Raw genomic sequence first — 18180 nt, 5'->3', positions numbered from 1 at the left:
CCAGGGCCCCTCGGTCACCGTTGTCAGCGGACTAGCTAGGCGCTGACGATTGCACACAGGCTAGGAGGCATTCTCTCAGAACCCTGCCGCATTCCGGAAAACGGCAGGCGAAGCCGCCTGTAACGGAATCGTCTCGGTCTAGACGACGTCGGCGATCTCGCGGAGCAGGGCAGCCTTGCCCTTGGCCCCCACGATGCGCTTCACCGGCTGACCATCCTTGAACAGGATCATCGTCGGAATCGACACCACCTGGAAGTCGCGGGCGGTCGCCGGATTGGCGTCGACATCGAGCTTGGCCACCGTCAGTGCACCGGCCTTCTCGGTGGCGATCTCCTCCAGCACCGGGGCGACCATCCGGCACGGGCCGCACCAGGTGGCCCAAAAGTCAACGAGCACAGGGGTATTGCTGGACAGGACGTCCTCGGCGAAAGTGTCGTCGGAGACCGTTACGGTCGCGCCGCCGTCGCTCATTGGTGTGCTCCAATCATCTCGGTGGTTGCTGTGTCATCGGCATCGGCCAGCCATCGTTCGGCGTCGATCGCCGCCGAACAGCCCATTCCCGCGGCGGTGATGGCCTGCCGGTAGGTGTGGTCGACCAGGTCGCCGGCGGCGAATACACCGTCCAGCGAGGTGGCCGTGGTGCGGCCGCGGACCAGCACGTAACCCTCCGGGTCCAGGTCCACGGCGCCGCGCACCAGCTCAGAGCGCGGATCATGGCCGATCGCGACGAACACGCCGGTCACCGGCAGCGTGGATTGCTCGCCGGTGAGCACGTTGCGGACCCGCAGACCAGTCACGGTGGTGTCGCCCTCGACCGCATCGACCGCGGTGTTGGTGAGGAAGGTGATCTTCTCGTTCTCGCGGGCCCGCTCGAGCATGATCTTCGATGCCCGGAACTCGTCGCGCCGGTGCACCAGGGTGACGCTGCGCGCGAAGCGGGTGAGGAACGTCGCCTCCTCCATCGCCGAGTCACCCCCGCCGATGACGGCGATGTCCTGATCCTTGAAGAAGAAGCCGTCACACGTCGCGCAGGCGCTGACTCCGCGGCCGAGCAGTTCCTGCTCGCCCGGAACACCCAGGTAGCGGGCGGCGGCACCCATCGCCAGGATCACCGACCGGGCGAGATGGGTCTCGCCGTCGCCGGTCACCACCTTCTTGACGGGTCCGTCCAGCTCGACCGACTCGACGTCTTCCATCCGCAGGTCCGCGCCGAAGCGCAGGGCCTGTTCGCGCATCTCGTCCATCAACTCCGGACCCGTGATGCCGGACCGGAAGCCGGGGAAGTTCTCCACCTCGGTGGTGGTCATCAGCGCGCCACCGAAGGAGGTGCCTTCGAAGACCAGGGGCGCCAACTGCGCCCGGGCGGTGTAGATGGCCGCGGTGTAGCCGGCGGGGCCTGATCCGATGACGATGACGTCATGAACTTGGTTGGCGCTCATACCAGCCTTTCTGCCCACTCCCGGGCTGCAGGCGAGTGCCTGCGCGTCGGGTGCCTTGAGGGCACCAGGTCAAACAACAGGGTAGGCCGCGCTGTTCCCGGCCGTGAACTATGGGCGCCGCACGGTCGTGTCGGCGATCAATCCGGTATCGACCGAGCTGCAGTTGGCCGCGACGGCCACCCCGACGAGCACGTCCGGTTGGTCGCCGGGCAACACCAGCACGACGGCGGGCCGGCCGTCGACCTGCAGGGTCTGCGCGCCCAGCACCTGTACCGAACCGGCGTAGCCCAGCGCGCTCAGACACGCCGCCCGCCGCTTGGGGTCGGCCAGTGGACCGAAGTCGGGGCTGCGGGCCACCAGCGCGTTGAGCTCGCGGCCGGTGATCGGCATGGTGGGAGTGACGGTGATCAGGCTGGCGCTGGTCAGCGTGCTGGCGGTGCTGCCAGTGGTCTTCATCAGCGCCGCGGTGCCGATGCCGGCGGCCACCAGCGCGGCCCCGGCCCCGACAGCGGCCGCGACCAGCCTGCCGCGGGCGACGGGATGCCGGGCATGTGCCGCCCCAATGGTGGACGCCGGGATGACGGTATGCCGGGGCTCCACCAGATCAGTCTGCAGCGTCAGCCCGCTGCCCGCGACCATACTTCAGTACCTTTCGGTGCAGAACGCGGGTATCGTCTGCGGTCATGGCGGTCGAAAGCAAGCGGACGATGGGACGCCCGCGTGAGTTCGACCCCGACGAGGCGCTTGACCGGGCCATGGCGGTGTTCTGGGAACAGGGCTACGAGGGGGCCAGTCTCACCGATCTGACCGCCGCGATGGGGATCAGTCGCACCAGCATGTATGCGGCCTTCGGCAACAAGGAAGAGCTGTTCGCGCGAGTCCTGCAGCGGTATTCGGAGGGACCGGCGTCGTACGGCCCGCGGGCCCTGCAGGAACCGACCGCCCGGCGGGTGGCGGCCGCGGTGCTCGACGGCGCGATCACGACCACCACCGACCCCGGCTGGCCGGCCGGCTGCCTCGGTGTGCAAGCCTCGCTTGCGGCCGGGCCACCGGCCCGTGACGTCCGCGACATGCTGGCGCGGTGGCGCAACGCGGCAACCGTTCACCTGCGGGACCGATTTGAGCGCGCGGTCGATGAAGGCGACCTACCGCCGGACACTGATACCGGTGTGCTCGCGCGCTACATCCTCACTGTGTCGAACGGCATCGCCGTTCAGGCCGCCAGCGGTGCTGACGCCGCTGACCTCCGCCGGGTGGCCGACGCCGCGTTGCGCAATTGGCCGCCCGCCTGACCTCTGGCTGAACCACGGCAGGTAAGGGCTTGCGCCGGCGTTTGTTCCGCATGCCCGGCCAGACTGAGACTGCCTGCCAGGCAGGGCAAACCGGGCATCTGGTGTCACATCTTCGCGACCCTACGGGTGATGGTCTTCGGTGAGATCCGGAGCATGGTCGGCAGCAGTTTGGTCGGGCCCGGCATCGCCGTGGGCTGGCGGTGTGCCAGCGCCTTGACCGTGATGGCTGCCACCTCGGCGGGCGGCATCTTCTTGCCGGTGAAGGCGGCATTCATCGGAGTGTCAGTGGCGGCCGGAAGTAGCTCGAGCACATGGACTTTGGGAGCAAGTTGACGGCGCAGTCCGTCGGCGAAGCCGTGCAACGCGGCCTTTACCGCACCGTAGGTTGGCGCGCGGGTCGGAGAGACCAGGGCAAAACCTGAGGTGACGAACACGATCGACGCCAATTCGGGCGATCGATTCAGCACCTCGTTGGTCAGCTCGATAGGCGCCGTCAGGTTGACGGCAATCTCCTGCTCGAGTCCGCGGGTCGCGTCGGGGTCTGCTGCGAAATTCCGTTCGACGAAGGTTCCGGCATTGTTGATCAGGACGTCGAGCCGGCCGAACCGATCGCTGATCGCATCGAGCATGGCGGCCCTCGCATCGGCGTCTGTGACGTCGGCTTGGATTGCGAGCGCGTCTGGGTGCGCGCGCGAGAAGCTGTCCAGGGCCGCTGTCGAGCGACCGCACACTGCGACCGAATCACCCTGGGCCAAAAAGGCTTCGGCCATGCTTAGGCCGATCCCCGAGGTTCCTCCGGTGATCAGCACAACCTGTGCCGACTTGCTGCGGGCAGTCATTGTGGGGCGATCCCTTCCCGTGCATTTCCGTACCGATCGGTACTTATGGGAGGCTAACACACTTCTGCATCGATCGGTCCAGAAATAGGGTGGATGGCCCGCGTCAGCAGCGCGCCATATCGTCGGGGCACAGCAGCCCGGTGAGGCGGGCCCGCGCGCGGGCGCGACGGCTTTTCACCGTGCCCTCGGCCACACCGAGCAGCGACGCGGCGTCGGCCACCGAATAGCCATGCATGTCGACCGCCAGCACGGCGGCCCGCTGCTCGGCGGGCAGCCGCATCAGCGCGCGCCGGACGATCAGCCCGGTGTCCACCTCTCCGGTGCGATCGGCGACGGCCCACACGTCGGTCAGCGGTTCGGTCGGTTGTGCGGTGGCGCGACGCAGCCGGTCCAGGCAGGCGTTGACCACGATGCGGTGCAACCAGCTGACCACCGCGGCGTCGTGGCGGAAGGACGGCGCACCACGGTGGGCGGCGAGCATGGCGTCCTGCAGCGCGTCCTCGGCGTCTTCCGGGCTGCGCGTGGTGCTGCGCGCCAGCCGGTGCAGCCGGCGCTGGTGGCGCCCGAACAGTTCGGCGAAGGCGTGGCGGTCGCCGGCGACGTGCGCGGCCAGCAGTTCGGCGTCACTGCGAACGATGGCCGGGGCGAGGAAGCTGCGCACGGCCGGACAGTATGTGTCCGGGACGGCCGCGGGCACTTCACTCGAGCCCGCGCCTGTGAATGCTAGGACGCTGCCTTGACGGTCAACCCGGAGATCTCGGTCTTGTTCTTGCCGTCGGTGGTGCCCATGGTGGAGATCCACACCAGCAGATAGCTCGTCGGCGCCTTCGCGTCGACATCAATCGTGTTGGCGCCGGGCTGCAGTGTGGTCGGCTGGGTCAGCACCGTGGTGTCGTCGAGGCTGCCCGGGCTGGCCGAGGAGGCCGACCGGATCTGCACCTGGGTGCCGGTGCTGGGCACGGTCAGTGACACACTGCCGACGGTCGTCGGCTCGGGCAGTTGCAGCATCAGCCCCACACCGTTTTTGAAGTTGGGGAACGGATTCGGGTCGGTGTAGGTGTCGGTGGTCCAGCCGCTGCCCGGTCCGCCGGTCAGCGCCAGGTCGGCCTTGTCCGGGTTGTCGGCGCCGCCGGCCGGTGAAAAGACGGTCGCCTTGACGGGTTTCACGGTGCTGCCCGGCGCCGAGCTCGCGGTCTGCGACGTCGAGGGGTTCAGCCCGAGCTGGTCGCCCTTGAGGCCGCCACCGACATCGCTGAAGACACTGCTCAGTACCGAGGCCAGCACGATCAGGGCCACCACCAGGATCGCCGCACCGACCCCGACGCCGATCAGCAGATTGCGCCTGCGCCGGGCCGCAGCCTCGGCGTCTGCACCGGCCAACGGGCTCGCCGAGGGCGGGCCGGCCGGTTCCACCGGTTCGATCAGGTCGGTTCGGTCGGCCACCGCGGTGGCCTGCTGGAGCAGATTCAACAGCGTTGGCGCCGAACGGATACCGCCACCGCTCTGCACCGATCGAGCGGCGGCCGCCGAGATCTGGAACGGGATGGCACCGTCGACCGCTCGGGGTTCGAGCGGCTCGCCGGCCGGATCGGCCTCGGCTGGTCGCAGCCCACTGGGCACGCCCTTCTCCGGCAGCGGCCAGCGATCCACCAGCAGGGCGTACAGTGCGGCGCCGATCCCGCGGATGTCCTCCTCGGGCGTGGCATCGGGCAGCGTGGCCGGAAACGCCAGCGCGACATCGCCTTCGATGCTGACCCGTACCCGGCTCGGGTGGTCGATCGACAGCGCGACACCCGTGCGGTGCGCCGCGTCGGCCGCGGCGGCCAGCGACTGGACGGCGCGCGCGCCGCCGATCGGGGAGGGGGAGGTGTCGGCCACCTCTTTCAGCGACCCCCCGCGGATCCACTCCGACACCACCAGACCGCCCGCCGCGGTACTCGTCACATCGAGGACGCGGGCCACGCCGGGCCGCTCGAGGTGGCTGAGTTTGAGTGTGCGGGAAAGGATTTCCTGCACCTGCTCGTCGGGCATGGTGTGCTCAGGATCGACGAACGTCAGCGCAACCTGGCGGTCCAGCGCGGTGTCCAACGCCTGCCAGAACTGCAATCCGGGTGGGCCGCCGTGGAAGACGAGCAATCGGTAGCGTCCGCCTGCGATGCTGGCTCCCGGCATCAGGTACGTTTCGTCGTCACCGGGCCGGGACTCCGGCACGGCGTCGCGCGGCGGGTCGAACGACAGCGGCTCGCGGGTGAAATCGCCCGCGACCTCGGCGTCGGGCTGGTCCGGCTCGGGCGCCGGCACCGTGCCGATGTGTACCTCGCTCGGCACGTCGGGCTGGAAGTCGCCGGCGGCCTGGCGCGGGATCTTCGTGGTCGCGTCGCCGGTGGGATCGGCGGGAGGCATCCCCGAGGGTTGGTCGTTCACCGCCGTTCCTTTCCCCGTCGCGCCCGCGGCTCCGGGCGAATTGCTGTGCTCAGGGTACGTGACCGAGGCCCGGACCTGCGGCGGGTCGAGCGCAGCGACGGGCGTGACCGTCACCGGCGGGACCCGGGTGATGCGGCGCTTGACCGCGCCCCAGGCGGCCACGGCATCCGGGACGTGGGCCGTCAGCATCACCGCGGCGAGGATCGGCGCCATGATCACGCCGAGCACCGCCAGTCGCAGCAGGGAACCGGCGCCACCGCCGTGCTCGGTGAGCGACTGCAGGCCGAGCAGCCGGTCCACCACGTAGGCGACGAGCCCGGCCAGCAGGGAGGCGGCGGTGGTGACCAGGATCGTGCGGATCACCTCGAGGTCCAGCAGCCTGCCGCGCGGCGGCGTCAGCGCCCGCTTCAACAGCACGTGGCCCAGGATCGCCCCGGCCAGGAACCCGACTCCGTTGGCCAGCCCCAGATAGCCCGCGACCAGTTCCTTGTCGCTGGTCAGATGCGGTGCCAGCAGCGACATCACGATCTTGACGACGGTGATCGCGACGATGATCAGGATCGGTGTCCACGGTTGCTCGCGGGCGTAGAACACCCGCAGCTGCAGCAGCACCAACGCGTAGGGGATCAGCGTGAACGCCGACAGGCTGATCGCCATGCCCAGGTAGTTCGCGTCGACCTCGCCGAACTTGCCATAGGCGAACAACGCACTGCCCATTGCCGGTCCGCCCACCGTCATCAGCGCCACGACCGGGATCAGCGTGACCATCGTCAGCCGGGTGGCCAGCGACAGGTCGGCCAGCACGGCTGGGGTGTTGTCGGCGGCGGCATTGCGGCTCAGCCGCGGCATCACCACCGTCAGCACCGTGACGCCGATGATGCCGAACGGCAGCTGTAGCACCAGCCAGGCGTAGTTGTAGATCGCCGGGCCCGACGCCGCGGCGGTGCTGGCGATCTGGTTGCCGACCACCAGGCCGATCTGACTGATCAAGACGTAGAGCACCATCGCGCCGGCCATCGCGCCAAACCGCTTGAGCCGGTCGTCGATGCCCCACAGCGGCCGCAGGCTGATCCGTTCGGCGCGGATCGCGATCAGCAGCACCGCGGCCTGGGCCACCACGCCCAGGGTGGTGCCGATGCCGAGCACCAGAAGTTTGGCGTTGCCCATCTCGACCGGATTGACCGAAAGCGGGCCCGGGACAAGCAGATACAGGCCCATGGTGGCGATCGCGACCACATTGTTGACCACGGGTGCCCAGGCCGGTGGCCCGAACACGTTGCGGTTGTTCAAGATCGCCATGAATACCGACGTCAGCCCGTAGAAGATCACCTGCGGCAGAAGCAGATACGCGAACGCGGTGGTCAGCGGCTGGTTGACCTGCGGGTCGTGGCCGAGCATCAGCCGGACCAGCAGTGGCGCCGCGGCCACCGAGGCGATGGTGGCCACCAGCAGCAGCGTGGTGGCGAGGGTGACCAGGCGCCGGACGAAAGCCTCGCCGCCATCGGGATCGTCGCGTTCGGCGCGGGCCAGCACCGGAACGAAGATCGCCGTGAAGGTGGCTTCCAGCACCAGCGCGGCGATCAGATTCGGCAGCTGATTGGCCACGGTGAACGCACTGGAGAGCGCGGCGCCGAGGATGGCGGCCAGCAGCACGATGCGGATGAAGCCGGTGATGCGGCTGACCAGGGTGGCCAGCGCCATTCCCCAGGACCGCGACACGACCGCGGCGTCGGAGAGCTCGGTGCGCACCGCGGGGGTGGCGGGCCGCGCCGGGGCGGGCGACCGGTCGGGCGGCGAGGTCACTGCCGGCCCTCTGCGGTGGCGCGCCGCGGCCGGTCCAGGTCGGCGGGATCGGGCTCGCCGCGGAAGCGGTGATAGAGCCGGCGGCCGACCAGCAGCGCGAGCACCGTCCCGCCGAGCAGCGTGATCGCGAACAGCACCTTGCCGTAGGCGTTGGAGTGCACCGACAGCCGCACCGGCTCGCCGAGCTGCAGCCCGTCGGGGGTGCGTAACGTGACGTCCACGGCGACCCGTTGGGTGAAGTGCACCTCGACCGGCACCCGCAGCGGCAGGTAGCCCGGCGGCACCTCCTGCTCACCCAGGTCGGTCACCGTCATCCCCGGCGGGGCGTCGACCTGCAGGCGCACCCGGATCGGCACCGCAAGGTCGTTGCGGACCGCCAGCGGCAGCGGGCTGTGTTCGGTGGCCAGCGTGTAGGAGCCGCCCGGGTTGACGATCGTGACCGCGCCGAACAGGTCGGCGATGGTGGCGCCGACCGCCGCCAGCCGCCGGCGGGCCAGGTCGTTGCGCTCGTCGGGCGGCTCGGTTTGGCTCAGGGCGCGCAGAATGTCCTCGCGCAGCGGCGCGGTGTACTGCGGGCCGGTCAGGCCGGTGCGCGGGTCGGTGGTCAGCGCCGCGGTCAGCCCCCACAGCCGGCCCACCTGCCCGGCGATGGTCGAGACGACGTCGTCGTCGAACCGGCCCCGGGCCTCGGTGGGCAGTTCGGCGCCGAGGCCGTCTCCGGCGGCCACCTCGGCAGACTGGGTGATCACCGCGTCGAGCGGGCGCGGCACCGCCAGCCCGGAGCGGATCGTGGTGGCCAGCGCGGTCAGGATCGCCTGCGCGTCGCCGGGTTGCGGGCTCCACTTCAGCGGCGGCAGCAGGATCTGGTCGCGGGGTTCGGCCGCCGGCTGCAGCGCCCGCCACAGCATCGACGCGATGCCGTCCTGGCGGCGGGCGACCACGGAGTCGTGTTGCAGCGGAACGGTCAACGACGAGTCCAGGTAGGTCGGCAGGTCGGGGTCGGTCCCGACGGCGGCCAGCGCCGCGCCCACCGCCGGGTCGAACGGCGCCATCACCACCTGAGGCGACAACCGGCGTGGGGTCACGTCGGCGACCATCGGCTCGCCGGTCGTGGCGTCCTGCGCCGTGCAGTCCGCCGCCGCGATCGCCACCGTCGAGCCCTGCCCGCTGAGCAGATCGACCGCGGGCGGGGTCAGCGGTCCGTCGCCCAGGATCGTGGCGCCGCGCACTGAGGTGATGCCCAGCACCTGGTCGATGATGTCGCCCGCGGTGCCGGTGGCCGCCGAACTCAGGCCGGCGTCACCCACCCGCTGTAGGGCGGCGAGGTCGGCCTGCGCGTAGGGGGTCGGGGTGACGCAGGTGCGTTTGGCCAGTTCCCGCAGCTTGTCCAGCCAGGCCACCGCGGCGGCCTGCCCGGTGCCGGGGTGAGCAGCGGGGCCCAGCCCGTCTGGGGCGTCGGCGACGACGTAGCCCGCGGTCATCGCGTTGACCGTCACCAGCAGGTCGGGGTCGACCGCCAGGCACAGTGCGCGCGCGGTGTCCCCGCCGGGGTCCACGGCCGCGCTGGTGGCGAACTCGACCGCCGACAGCAAGGTGTCCAGCCGCCCGCCGGGGGCCAGCGACACGGCGAGGTCGTCGTCCATCAGGCGCACCGGTGTGGTGCCGCCCGGGACGCCGGGCGCCAGCCGGGGCTTGTCGGCAAGCGGCCACAACATGGTCACCGCGACGGGCTTGGTGGTGTCGGGCGGCACCACGTCGGTGACACTGTCCGTCGAACCGTCAGCTGTCTGCGGCGGCACGCCGAGCACCGGCAGCAGGAACCGCGCGTCGTCGAGTCGGGCCGCGTCACCGTAGTCCGGCGTGCCGTTGATGTTCACCAGCAGCGGGTAGACGCCGGGCTGGTCGATGCCCAGTGACGGAGCGGTCTGCGAGCGGATCGGATAGCTGAAGGTGAAGCCGACCGCCTGCCCGCGCTGCATCTCGGCGGCCACGGTGGTGAACTCGCCGACGGGCCGGAACTGGTCGTTGGGGCCGTCGAGGTTGGTGCGCAGGCCCGCCGACGACGTCACCGCGCCGGCGTGTTCCAAGCGGGCGACGACATCGCGTACCGGCCGGTCGCCGACGTTGGTCACGGTGCCGGTGACGGTGACGGTCGGCTCACTGGTGGTGGTGATCAGGTCCGGCGAGACGCTGTCGACCCGAACCTGCAGGAACGGCGCCGACCCGGGTTCGCCGGCGGCGGCCGGCGCGGTGGTGGGCATCGCGAGCAGGGCAAGTACACCGAGGATCACCGCGATCCGGGGCATCCTGCCGACCCGCCTCGGCGTGGTCACGTGCCCGGTCCGCAGCCGTTCGTCCGCGGGCCGGACTGGCGCGGCCCGCCGTCGTCGGGGCGACGGTTGCGGGTGTGGGAGTGCGTTTGCGGGCGGCGGCGTGGTGTCGTGCGCGGCAACGGCGGCAGCGCGGCCATCCCGTCGGACTGCAGCAGCTGGATCAGCTCGCCGGCGATCTCGGCGAGGCGGCGTTCGTCGGCGTAGGCCAGCCGCTTGGGCAGTTCGCCGACCGGCACCCAGGCCACCTCGGTGACCTCGACATCTTCGTCGCACAATTCGCCGCCGGAGAACTGCAGTAGATAGTGGTGCACCGTCTTGTGGACGCGGCGGCCCTCGGTGACGAACCAGTAGTCGATGCTGCCGAGCGCGGCCAGGACGTCTCCGCGGATCCCGGTTTCCTCGGCGACCTCGCGGATCGCGGTCTCTTCGGCGGTCTCACCCTGCTCGATGTGGCCCTTGGGCAGCGACCACAACATCCGGCCCCGGCGGTCGACGCGCCCGATGAGGGCGGCCACCTGACTTTCCGGCGGGCCGTGGATGCCGTCGATGACCAGCCCGCCCGCCGACGTCTCGTGGACGGTGCGCAGCCGCGCCGGGGCGCGGCGCACCGAGCGCGGACGACTGGGTTTGCCCGGCCGGGGCGCGCCGTTGGTGCCGGTGGCGGGGGAGGAGGCGTTGGCGTCGGCCGTTTCGGGGCTCGCGGTGTCGGCGGCGGGAGGATTGGCCGGACCTGCCGCGCGACGGCCGCGGCGCCGACCCCGGCGCCGTCGTGGTTTGGCCTGTTCGCCGTCCGACACCCAAGCGATAGTAGCTGGCACGCGATGGCGTCCCGTCCGCACTCGCCGGTAGACCAGTAGGCTCATCCCACGTGTCCGAAGCCACCCACGACGTCGAGCTGCTCGCCCGGGCCCTCGTCGCGCTCAATCGGCAAGGTGCGCTGTTGCGCGAAGTCGGAGCACTGTTCGACGCGGCGGGCCACCAGCTCTACCTCGTCGGCGGCAGTGTGCGCGACGCGGTCCTCGGTCGGCTGAACCCCGACCTCGACTTCACCACCGACGCCCGGCCAGAAGTGGTGCAGCGCATCGTGCGGCCGTGGGCGGATGCGCTGTGGGACACCGGCATCGAGTTCGGCACGGTCGGAGTGGGCAAGCGCGGCGAACGACTGGAGATCACCACGTTCCGCGACGACAGCTATGACCAGGTGTCGCGCAACCCGCAGGTGCGCTACGGAGATCGCCTCGAGGACGATCTGGTCCGCCGCGACTTCACCGTCAACGCGATGGCGGTGCGCATCACCGCCGACGGTCCCGGGGACTTCATCGACCCACTCGGCGGCCTGACCGCGCTGCGGCAGCGGATCCTCGACACCCCGGCGGCGCCCGAGGTGTCGTTCGGCGACGATCCGCTGCGGATGCTGCGGGCGGCGCGGTTCGTCTCCCAGTTGCAGTTCGGTGTCTCCGACCGGGTGCGGCACGCGATTGAGCAGATGGCCCCGCAGCTCGGCCGGATCACGGTCGAGCGGGTGGCCGTCGAGCTGGACAAGATGCTGCTGGGCGCCGACCCGGTCGCCGGTATCGACCTGATGGTGCACACCGGGATGGGCGAGGTGGTGCTGCCCGAGATCGGCGGCATGCAGATGGCAATCGACGAGCATCATCAGCACAAGGACGTCTACCAGCATTCGCTGACCGTGCTGCGGCAGGCGATCGCGCTGGAAGAGCCCGACCAGCCCGATCTGGTCCTGCGCTGGGCGGCGCTGCTGCACGACATCGGCAAGCCGGCGACCCGCCGCCACGAGTCCGACGGCGGGGTGAGCTTCCATCACCACGAGGTCGTCGGCGCGAAGATGGTGCGCAAGCGGATGCGGGCGCTGAAGTACTCCAAGCAGATGGTCGACGACGTCTCGCAGCTGGTGTATTTGCATCTGCGGTTCCACGGCTACGGCGACGGCAAGTGGACCGACTCGGCGGTGCGGCGCTACGTCGCTGACGCCGGGCCGCTGCTGCCCAGGCTGCACAAGCTGGTGCGGGCCGACTGCACCACCCGCAACAAGCGGCGGGCGGCGCGGCTGCAGGCCAATTACGACCAGCTCGAGGAGCGGATCGCCGAGTTGGCGGCCAAGGAAGATCTGGCGCGGGTGCGCCCCGATCTGGACGGCAACGAGATCATGCGGCTGCTCGACATCCCAGCAGGTCCGCAGGTGGGGCAGGCCTGGAACTTCCTCAAGGAACTGCGCCTGGACCGCGGCCCGCTGAGTCACGACGACGCGGTGGCCGAATTGCTGGCGTGGTGGAACGCGAAGGATCAGCCCGGCGTCTGACCAAGGTATGGACTATTGCCTGGGCTCCGGAGATGGGATGGCGGCGATGTTCAGCGGCCACCCCGGGGTGGATGTCGACGGTGACGGCGATCTCGACGGGGTGCGCCTCGACCTCGACGGGGACGGCCTCTTCGATGACGCGCTGAGCGACTTCGACGACGACGGGCTGGCCGACCACGCCGCGCTCGACGTCGACGGCGGTCCCGGGCGGCTCTACACCGACGACGGCACCGGCACCTGGGCGCTGACTCCGGCGGGTCCGCCCGGCCCGTTGCGCTGGCTGGGTCTCGACGGTGCCGAGCACACCGCGGACGGGCCGGCCGATGTCGACGGCGACGGGAGGCCGGACCGGTTACTCGACGTCGACCGGGACGGGTTGGCCGACCGGGCGCTGCTGGCCGGCCCCGGCGGCGGGATCGGCGGCGGCTACGTCGACACCGACGGTGACGGCAGCTGGGATCTGGCGCTGGTGGATGCCGACGGCGACGGTGCTGCCGACGACGCGGCAGCGGTGTGATCGGCGCAGGGAGTGGCCACGCACACCCCGCCGGAGACGAGCAGCTCGCGTGCGGCGTCCCACGGCAGCGGCTGGTGGTAGAGGAACCCCTGCCCGGTGCGGGCCCCGAGATCCAGCAGGGTGTCGCGTTCGGCGACCGTCTCGATGCCTTCCACGACCAGGTCGAGGGACAGCGCGCTGGCCAGTGACACCACCGACTGCACCACGGCCCGCTGCTTGGCGTCGCCGTCGTCGAGCGCGGCGGCGAAGGACCGGTCGAGCTTGATCTGGTCGACCGGCAGGGTGCGCAACTGGGTCAGCGACGAATAGCCCGTCCCGAAGTCGTCGAGGGACACGCTCACCCCGGCGTCGCGCAGCCTGGCCAGGGTCGGATGGGCGACCCGTAAATCCACGAGGGCGTGCTCGGTGAGTTCGATGATCAGCGATTCGGGCGGCAGTCCGGAGGTGTCGAGCAGACGCAGCACCTCCTCGGCGAAGCCGGGCTCCCGGACCTGCCGCGGTGAGACGTTCACCGACATGGTCAGGTCGCGGGCCAGGCCGTCGGCGCGCCAGCGGGCCAGCATTTCGATGGTTTCGCGCAGCACCCAGCGCCCGATCTCGACGATCATGCCGTTGTCCTCGGCCAGCGGGATGAACGCGCCGGGATGCAGCACCGGAAGACCGGGCCGGTGCCATTGCAGCAGCACCTCGAACCCGGTGACCACGCCGGTGTCGAGCTCGACGATCGGCTGGGCGCGCAGGCGCAGCTGGTCGCGTTCCACCGCGTGCCGCAGCGCGGTGTCCAGGTCGAGCCGTTGGGCGACCTCGGCTTCCAGGTGCGAGTCGAAGACGTTGATGTGGCTGCCGTCGGTGAGCTTGGCCCGGTACATGGCAACGTCGGCCTCGCGCATCAGTTCGGCACCCGACACCGTGGATTCGTCGGCGAAGGTGATCCCGATGCTGGCGTCGACGAAGGCCTCTTTGCCGTCGATGGTGTACGGGGCGCCGAGCGTCGCGCGGATCCGCTCGGCCAGCCTGACGGCGTGGGCCCGGTCGGGCAGTTCCGGACAGAGCACGACGAATTCGTCGCCACCGAGGCGGGCCACCGTGTCGGTGGCGCGGACGGTGACCGAGAGCCGCCGCGCGGCTTCGATGAGCAGTTGGTCGCCGCCGGCGTGGCCGATCGAGTCGTTGACCATCTTGAACCGGTCCAGGTCGCAGAACAGCAGAGCCAGCGGGGTGCCGCGTCGGCGCGCCGAGACCAGGTTCTGCGACAACCGGGTGAGCAGCAGGCCGCGGTTGGCCAGCCCGGTGAGCGCGTCATGGGTCGCCTGGTAGGACAGCCGCCGGGCCGAGGCGTCGCGTTCGACGGCCAGCGCCGCCAGATCGCGGCAGCGCACCAGCGCGGTGTGGGCCAGGTCGTCGAGGGCTTCCGGATCGCCGAACACCTCCAGCCTGCCCGCGGGCTCGGTGGTGGCGGTGATGGTGCCGGTCCACGCCGGTGTCGCCGACACGTCGGCCCCGACCGGGTAGATCACCGACCGCGGTCCCATGGCGATGTGCACCGCCTCGGCACCGGACACGTCGGCGGCCAGCTGGACGATCTGGCGCAGGACCGACGACACCGGGTCTGCGGTGGCGATCCGTTCCAGGATGCGCGCCTGTCCGCGTTCCAGCGCCGAGACCCGGTCGAGGCGAAATTCGGTTTCCCGCAGCGTCTCTCGCTCGTCGTCGAATGCTCTTCGGGCGCTGCGGTATTGGCGAACCACGTTGGTGGCGACCCACCACACCAGGGCTGCGGCCAGGACCAGCGCGGTGATCAGCATGGCCAGCTGCACCACTCGATCACGCATCAGGCTTTCTTCGGCGAGGTGATCGATGCGGTTGCGGCCGGTCGGATTGCCCGCGGCCAGCGCATGCGTGGAGTCGGACAGGGCGTCGGCGCGGGGCAGGATCAGCGCGGCCCAGCGGTCGCGCTGATCGGGCGGCAGGACACCGGGCGGCGCCGCGGCGACCGCGCTGTCCAGCCCGGCGAGGGCGCTGCGGTATTCGGGGGTGGTGGCGTCGGCCGCGGTCGAACCGTCGGCGGCGACGACGCGCAGGCGCTGGGCCACCATCGCGCGGGCGAGCTGGACGTCACGCCGCGGCAGCACCCCGAGCAGGTACTCCTGGGCTCGCTCGACGTAGGTGAGCGAGTCGCGCACGGTGAAGAACGTGTTGGTGGTCATCGTCTCGCTGCGCGCGGTGTGGTGGCTGTGTGCGCGCTGCTGCGCCGACGACTGGAAACCGACCACCACCAGGGTGATGAGCAGGAGCACCAGCACGGCCGCCACGATCTGCTGACCGCGGTTGAGGGTGAGCCGCGGTCCGGGTGAGCTCAGCCAAGGGTCGGTCATCACGAGCCCGGGCCGCCGGCCGGTGTGACGGTGATGGAGGTCAGACTCCAGTTCCAGGCGTCGAGAACCGAGGAGAGCGCGGCGTCGTCGGGGAACACGATCCGGATCGGGCCGCCTTGGTCGTAGGGGATCGGCGCGCCGTCGCGGGCGGTGGCGATCAGGCCGTTCGACTCGATCATCGGCTTGGCGGTGCTGATGTAGTGGTAGTCGTTGATGGCCAGGGTGTCGATGGTCGCGGTGGCGGGGATGCCGGCCTTGGCGAGCACGGTGGCCAGGGGGACGCCGCTGTAGGTTTCGCGTCGTTTCACGAACGGCTCGTCGATCGTGATGGTCGTGTGGCCAAGGGCGTCGAGCTGATCGAGCGTCAGCGACAGCGGGGTGCTACCGCCACTGACGGTGAGGACGGGTTGGCCCGGCGCCGGCGGGTCGATGGGGCCGGCGCCGTAGGCGTTGGTGGTCGGTGCGGGCTGGTGGGTGTCCTCGTGGCCGGCGCTGGTGGCGCAGGACACCGGCACCAGAATGCTCACCGTCGTTGCCGTGAACACGGCCAGCAAACGGGTACGCATGACCGGGATGATACTGCTCCGGGCAACGGATTTCCGCGTTCACGACATTGCATTTGTCCGGCTCAACGAGCGCGTGCCGTTACAAGCAGCAAATAAGCAAGTATAGCTATGCGACTATCATGGGGTGCGTCATCTACCTGTACCTGGTGGTCCGGCGAAAGCTTGAGCGATATCAAGCCACCGCGCGGCGTCGACACCTTCGGCGACCACGTCCAGCGCGGCGCGCGGGCGGCGCTGGGTGACCAGGCTGCAAAAATCCAGTGCCGAACCGGTGACCCGCTGCGCAGCGTCCTCGGGCCCCCATGTCCACAGGCTGCCGTCGGGGGCGGTCAGCTCGACGCGGAACGGGTCGGCGGGCGGGGTGAGCTCGTGCACGCTGAACGCGAAGTCGCGGGTGCGCACACCGAGATGGGCGATCGAGCGCAGCCGGTCCGACGGTGCGACCGGGACGCCGAGGGCGTCGGCCACGTCAAGGCCGTGCGCCCAGGTCTCCATCAACCGCGCGGTCGCCATCGAGGCCGCGCTCATCGGCGGTCCGAACCATGCCAGCTTGCGGCCCTCGGGCACGCCGCGTAGGGCGGTGTGCAACTGGTCGCGGGTCTGGCGCCACTGGGCCAGTAGCTGATCGGGCGGGGTGAGCGCCAACTCCGCGGCCGCCTTGTCGACGAAGCCCAGTGGGTCGGCCGCCGCCGCGGTCAGCTGGTCGGCGAAGGCCGCCTCGTCGGCGATCGACAGCCAGGCCACCCGGTCGGTCCACAGCAGGTGGGCGATCTGGTGGGCGATGCTCCAGCCGGGTGCCGGCGTGGGCTGTGCCCAGGCCGCGGGATCGAGCGGCGCGACCAGCGCGTCGAGGGCGGCACTTTCGTCGCGCAGGTCGTCGACGATCGGGTCTGCGGCAGTCATGCCCCGAATCTAGAGCGATTTCGGCGCGTTTTCGTTCGTCTAGCGGCGGTTTTCGCGCCGAAATCGCTGAAAAGACGCGTGCAGCGCCAGGCCGCCCAGATAAATCACCGAGCCGGCCAGCGCCAGCGCGGGGGAGTGGCCGTCGGCGGGGATCACCAGAGCCGCCAGCATGGTCGCGCCGATGAAGGACACCCAGAACACCGAGTCCTGCACGGCGAAGACGTGCCCGCGCAGCGCATCGTCGACGTCGATCTGCATGGCGGTGTCGGCGCAGAGTTTCACCATCTGGCCGGCCAGCCCCAGGAAGAACCCGCACAGGATCATCACCACCAGCTGCAGGGTGGCGCCGGCCAGCTGGATGATCGCCGCGCACAGCAGTGCGCCGTTGGCGGTCGCATACCGGCCCCAGCGTTTGATCGCCATCGGGGTCGCGACGTTGGCCAGGAAGGCACCGCCGCCGGTCGCGGCCACGAACACCACGGCGATGCCCAGCCCACCGACGGCCGCCGTGCCGCTGTGCCGCACGATCACCAGCACCAGCAAGGTGTTGATGCCGAAGACCATGCGGTGGCTGGCCAGCCCGGACAGGGTGGCCGCGACGGTCGGGGTGGTCAACACCGTGCGGGCGCCGTAGAGCCAGCCGGTGGTCACCGCGTAGAGCACCGAGCCGTGCACGGCGCGCGCGGTGTCATCGGGGCCGAGCACATGCCGGGGAAAGCGCATCGACAGCACGAACGCGACCGCGACCGGGACCGCCACCAGCACCATGATGGTGGCCGCGCCGGTGTCGCCGGAGCCGAAGAGCCAGCGCGGCAGCAGCATGAAGTTCGCGCCGAGGAAGGTGGCGGTGGCACCGGTCGCGGTGGCCACCGAGTTCATCGTGACGACGCGCTCGCGTGGAACGACGTGTGGCAACGCGGCCGACATCCCGGATGTGACAAATCGGCTGAACCCGTTGACGATCAGCGCCCCGCACAGCACGGTGAGGTCGCTGGCACCCAGAGCCAGCAGCACCGCCACCCCGGTCACCAGCACCAGCCGGGCCAGGTTGGCCGCGACCAGCACCGCGCGGCGATCCCAGCGGTCGAGCAGTGCGCCCGCGAACGGACCGACGATCGAATACGGCAGGAACAGCACGGCGAAGGCGCCGGCCACCGCCCACGGGCTGGCCGCCCGCTCCGGATTGAACAGCAGGCCACCGGCCAGCCCGGCCTGGAACAGGCCGTCACCGAACTGGCTGGCCGTTCGCAGCTCCAGCAGACGCCAAAACTCGGGCAGGCTGCGCACCGAACGCCATAGCGAACCGGATGCGCGGCTGTCGGCCATCCGACCAACAGTACAAATATCCACACGCGCCCGTTACCGCAGC

General features: G+C 70.3%; 15 protein-coding genes. 3 read left to right on the top strand and 12 right to left on the bottom strand.

Annotated elements, in window-relative coordinates:
- Window positions 1–138: 138 nt before the first annotated feature.
- From trxA to MSZK_RS27540, 3 genes are all read right to left on the bottom strand, one after another.
- A complete protein-coding gene (gene trxA / locus MSZK_RS27550; protein ID WP_099251710.1) occupies window positions 139–471 on the bottom strand; it encodes a thioredoxin in 333 nt (110 codons plus the stop codon).
- On the bottom strand, window positions 468–1439 hold the full coding sequence (gene trxB, locus MSZK_RS27545) for a thioredoxin-disulfide reductase (RefSeq protein WP_099251709.1): 972 nt from the start codon (window positions 1437–1439) through the stop codon (window positions 468–470). Before trxB ends, trxA begins: the two co-directional genes overlap by 4 nt.
- Before the next feature lie 108 nt (window positions 1440–1547).
- Complete coding sequence (locus MSZK_RS27540) at window positions 1548–2078, bottom strand: hypothetical protein (RefSeq protein ID WP_233211545.1); 531 nt, start codon at window positions 2076–2078, stop codon at window positions 1548–1550.
- A 44-nt stretch (window positions 2079–2122) separates the two neighbouring features.
- On the opposite strand from MSZK_RS27540, the gene MSZK_RS27535 reads away from it, so the two are divergent.
- Window positions 2123–2731, top strand: a complete 609-nt coding sequence (locus tag MSZK_RS27535; RefSeq protein ID WP_099251708.1) for a TetR/AcrR family transcriptional regulator — start codon at window positions 2123–2125, stop codon at window positions 2729–2731.
- Between the two features lie 104 nt (window positions 2732–2835).
- Here MSZK_RS27535 and MSZK_RS27530 read toward each other — a convergent pair whose 3' ends face one another.
- The 5 genes from MSZK_RS27530 to MSZK_RS27510 all read right to left on the bottom strand — a co-directional run bounded on the left by MSZK_RS27530 (window position 2836) and on the right by MSZK_RS27510 (window position 10927).
- Window positions 2836–3570, bottom strand: coding sequence for an SDR family NAD(P)-dependent oxidoreductase (locus tag MSZK_RS27530; protein WP_099251707.1), 735 nt, complete (start codon window positions 3568–3570; stop codon window positions 2836–2838).
- Window positions 3571–3673: 103 nt separating this feature from the next.
- Entirely contained in the window at window positions 3674–4231 is a 558-nt protein-coding gene (gene sigM, locus MSZK_RS27525) for an RNA polymerase sigma factor SigM (RefSeq protein ID WP_099251706.1), read from the bottom strand.
- 62 nt (window positions 4232–4293) lie between these two features.
- The gene (gene murJ, locus MSZK_RS27520; RefSeq protein ID WP_371411398.1) at window positions 4294–7797 is read right to left on the bottom strand and encodes a murein biosynthesis integral membrane protein MurJ; all 3504 of its coding nucleotides are present in this window, start codon (window positions 7795–7797) and stop codon (window positions 4294–4296) included.
- Window positions 7794–10130, bottom strand: a complete 2337-nt coding sequence (locus MSZK_RS27515; protein ID WP_099251705.1) for a DUF6049 family protein — start codon at window positions 10128–10130, stop codon at window positions 7794–7796. Before MSZK_RS27515 ends, murJ begins: the two co-directional genes overlap by 4 nt.
- Complete coding sequence (locus MSZK_RS27510) at window positions 10127–10927, bottom strand: NUDIX hydrolase (protein ID WP_199203515.1); 801 nt, start codon at window positions 10925–10927, stop codon at window positions 10127–10129. Before MSZK_RS27510 ends, MSZK_RS27515 begins: the two co-directional genes overlap by 4 nt.
- Window positions 10928–10998: 71 nt before the next feature.
- On the opposite strand from MSZK_RS27510, the gene MSZK_RS27505 reads away from it, so the two are divergent.
- Both MSZK_RS27505 and MSZK_RS27500 read left to right on the top strand, forming a co-directional pair.
- Complete coding sequence (locus MSZK_RS27505) at window positions 10999–12450, top strand: CCA tRNA nucleotidyltransferase (protein WP_099251703.1); 1452 nt, start codon at window positions 10999–11001, stop codon at window positions 12448–12450.
- A 7-nt stretch (window positions 12451–12457) separates the two neighbouring features.
- On the top strand, window positions 12458–12967 hold the full coding sequence (locus MSZK_RS27500; protein WP_099251702.1) for a pullulanase: 510 nt from the start codon (window positions 12458–12460) through the stop codon (window positions 12965–12967).
- Here the strand turns inward: MSZK_RS27500 and MSZK_RS27495 are convergent.
- The 4 genes from MSZK_RS27495 to MSZK_RS27480 form a co-directional block, all read right to left on the bottom strand.
- Window positions 12877–15342: a bifunctional diguanylate cyclase/phosphodiesterase gene (locus MSZK_RS27495; protein WP_099251701.1), complete on the bottom strand. Its 2466-nt coding sequence runs from the start codon at window positions 15340–15342 to the stop codon at window positions 12877–12879. The two genes, MSZK_RS27500 and MSZK_RS27495, sit on opposite strands and share 91 nt — an antisense overlap.
- Window positions 15342–15908, bottom strand: coding sequence for a molybdopterin-dependent oxidoreductase (locus tag MSZK_RS27490; protein WP_099251700.1), 567 nt, complete (start codon window positions 15906–15908; stop codon window positions 15342–15344). The genes MSZK_RS27495 and MSZK_RS27490 overlap by 1 nt, the downstream gene beginning before the upstream one ends.
- Window positions 15909–16037: 129 nt before the next feature.
- The gene (locus MSZK_RS27485; protein WP_099251699.1) at window positions 16038–16811 is read right to left on the bottom strand and encodes a TIGR03084 family metal-binding protein; all 774 of its coding nucleotides are present in this window, start codon (window positions 16809–16811) and stop codon (window positions 16038–16040) included.
- Window positions 16812–16850: 39 nt separating this feature from the next.
- Window positions 16851–18137 (bottom strand): MFS transporter, encoded by a 1287-nt coding sequence (locus tag MSZK_RS27480; protein WP_099251698.1) that lies wholly within the window; start codon window positions 18135–18137, stop codon window positions 16851–16853.
- Between the last annotated feature and the right edge of the window lie 43 nt (window positions 18138–18180).

This window comes from Mycobacterium sp. shizuoka-1 (genome assembly GCF_002723835.1).
In the GTDB taxonomy this organism is placed as follows: Bacteria; Actinomycetota; Actinomycetes; order Mycobacteriales; family Mycobacteriaceae; genus Mycobacterium.
The sequence above is the reverse complement of the archived record's forward strand: the minus strand, read 5'-3'. Positions and strand labels throughout refer to the sequence as shown.

Bases quoted from the DNA above. Each gene is read 5' to 3' on its own strand.
- trxA (WP_099251710.1), bottom strand. From the start codon at position 471: ATGAGCGACGGCGGCGCGACCGTAACGGTCTCCGACGACACTTTCGCC.
- trxB (WP_099251709.1), bottom strand. From the start codon at position 1,439: ATGAGCGCCAACCAAGTTCATGACGTCATCGTCATCGGATCAGGCCCC.
- MSZK_RS27540 (WP_233211545.1), bottom strand. From the start codon at position 2,078: ATGGTCGCGGGCAGCGGGCTGACGCTGCAGACTGATCTGGTGGAGCCC.
- MSZK_RS27535 (WP_099251708.1), top strand. From the start codon at position 2,123: ATGGCGGTCGAAAGCAAGCGGACGATGGGACGCCCGCGTGAGTTCGAC.
- MSZK_RS27530 (WP_099251707.1), bottom strand. From the start codon at position 3,570: ATGACTGCCCGCAGCAAGTCGGCACAGGTTGTGCTGATCACCGGAGGA.
- MSZK_RS27500 (WP_099251702.1), top strand. From the start codon at position 12,458: ATGGACTATTGCCTGGGCTCCGGAGATGGGATGGCGGCGATGTTCAGC.
- MSZK_RS27495 (WP_099251701.1), bottom strand. From the start codon at position 15,342: ATGACCGACCCTTGGCTGAGCTCACCCGGACCGCGGCTCACCCTCAAC.
- MSZK_RS27490 (WP_099251700.1), bottom strand. From the start codon at position 15,908: ATGCGTACCCGTTTGCTGGCCGTGTTCACGGCAACGACGGTGAGCATT.
- MSZK_RS27485 (WP_099251699.1), bottom strand. From the start codon at position 16,811: ATGACTGCCGCAGACCCGATCGTCGACGACCTGCGCGACGAAAGTGCC.
- MSZK_RS27480 (WP_099251698.1), bottom strand. From the start codon at position 18,137: ATGGCCGACAGCCGCGCATCCGGTTCGCTATGGCGTTCGGTGCGCAGC.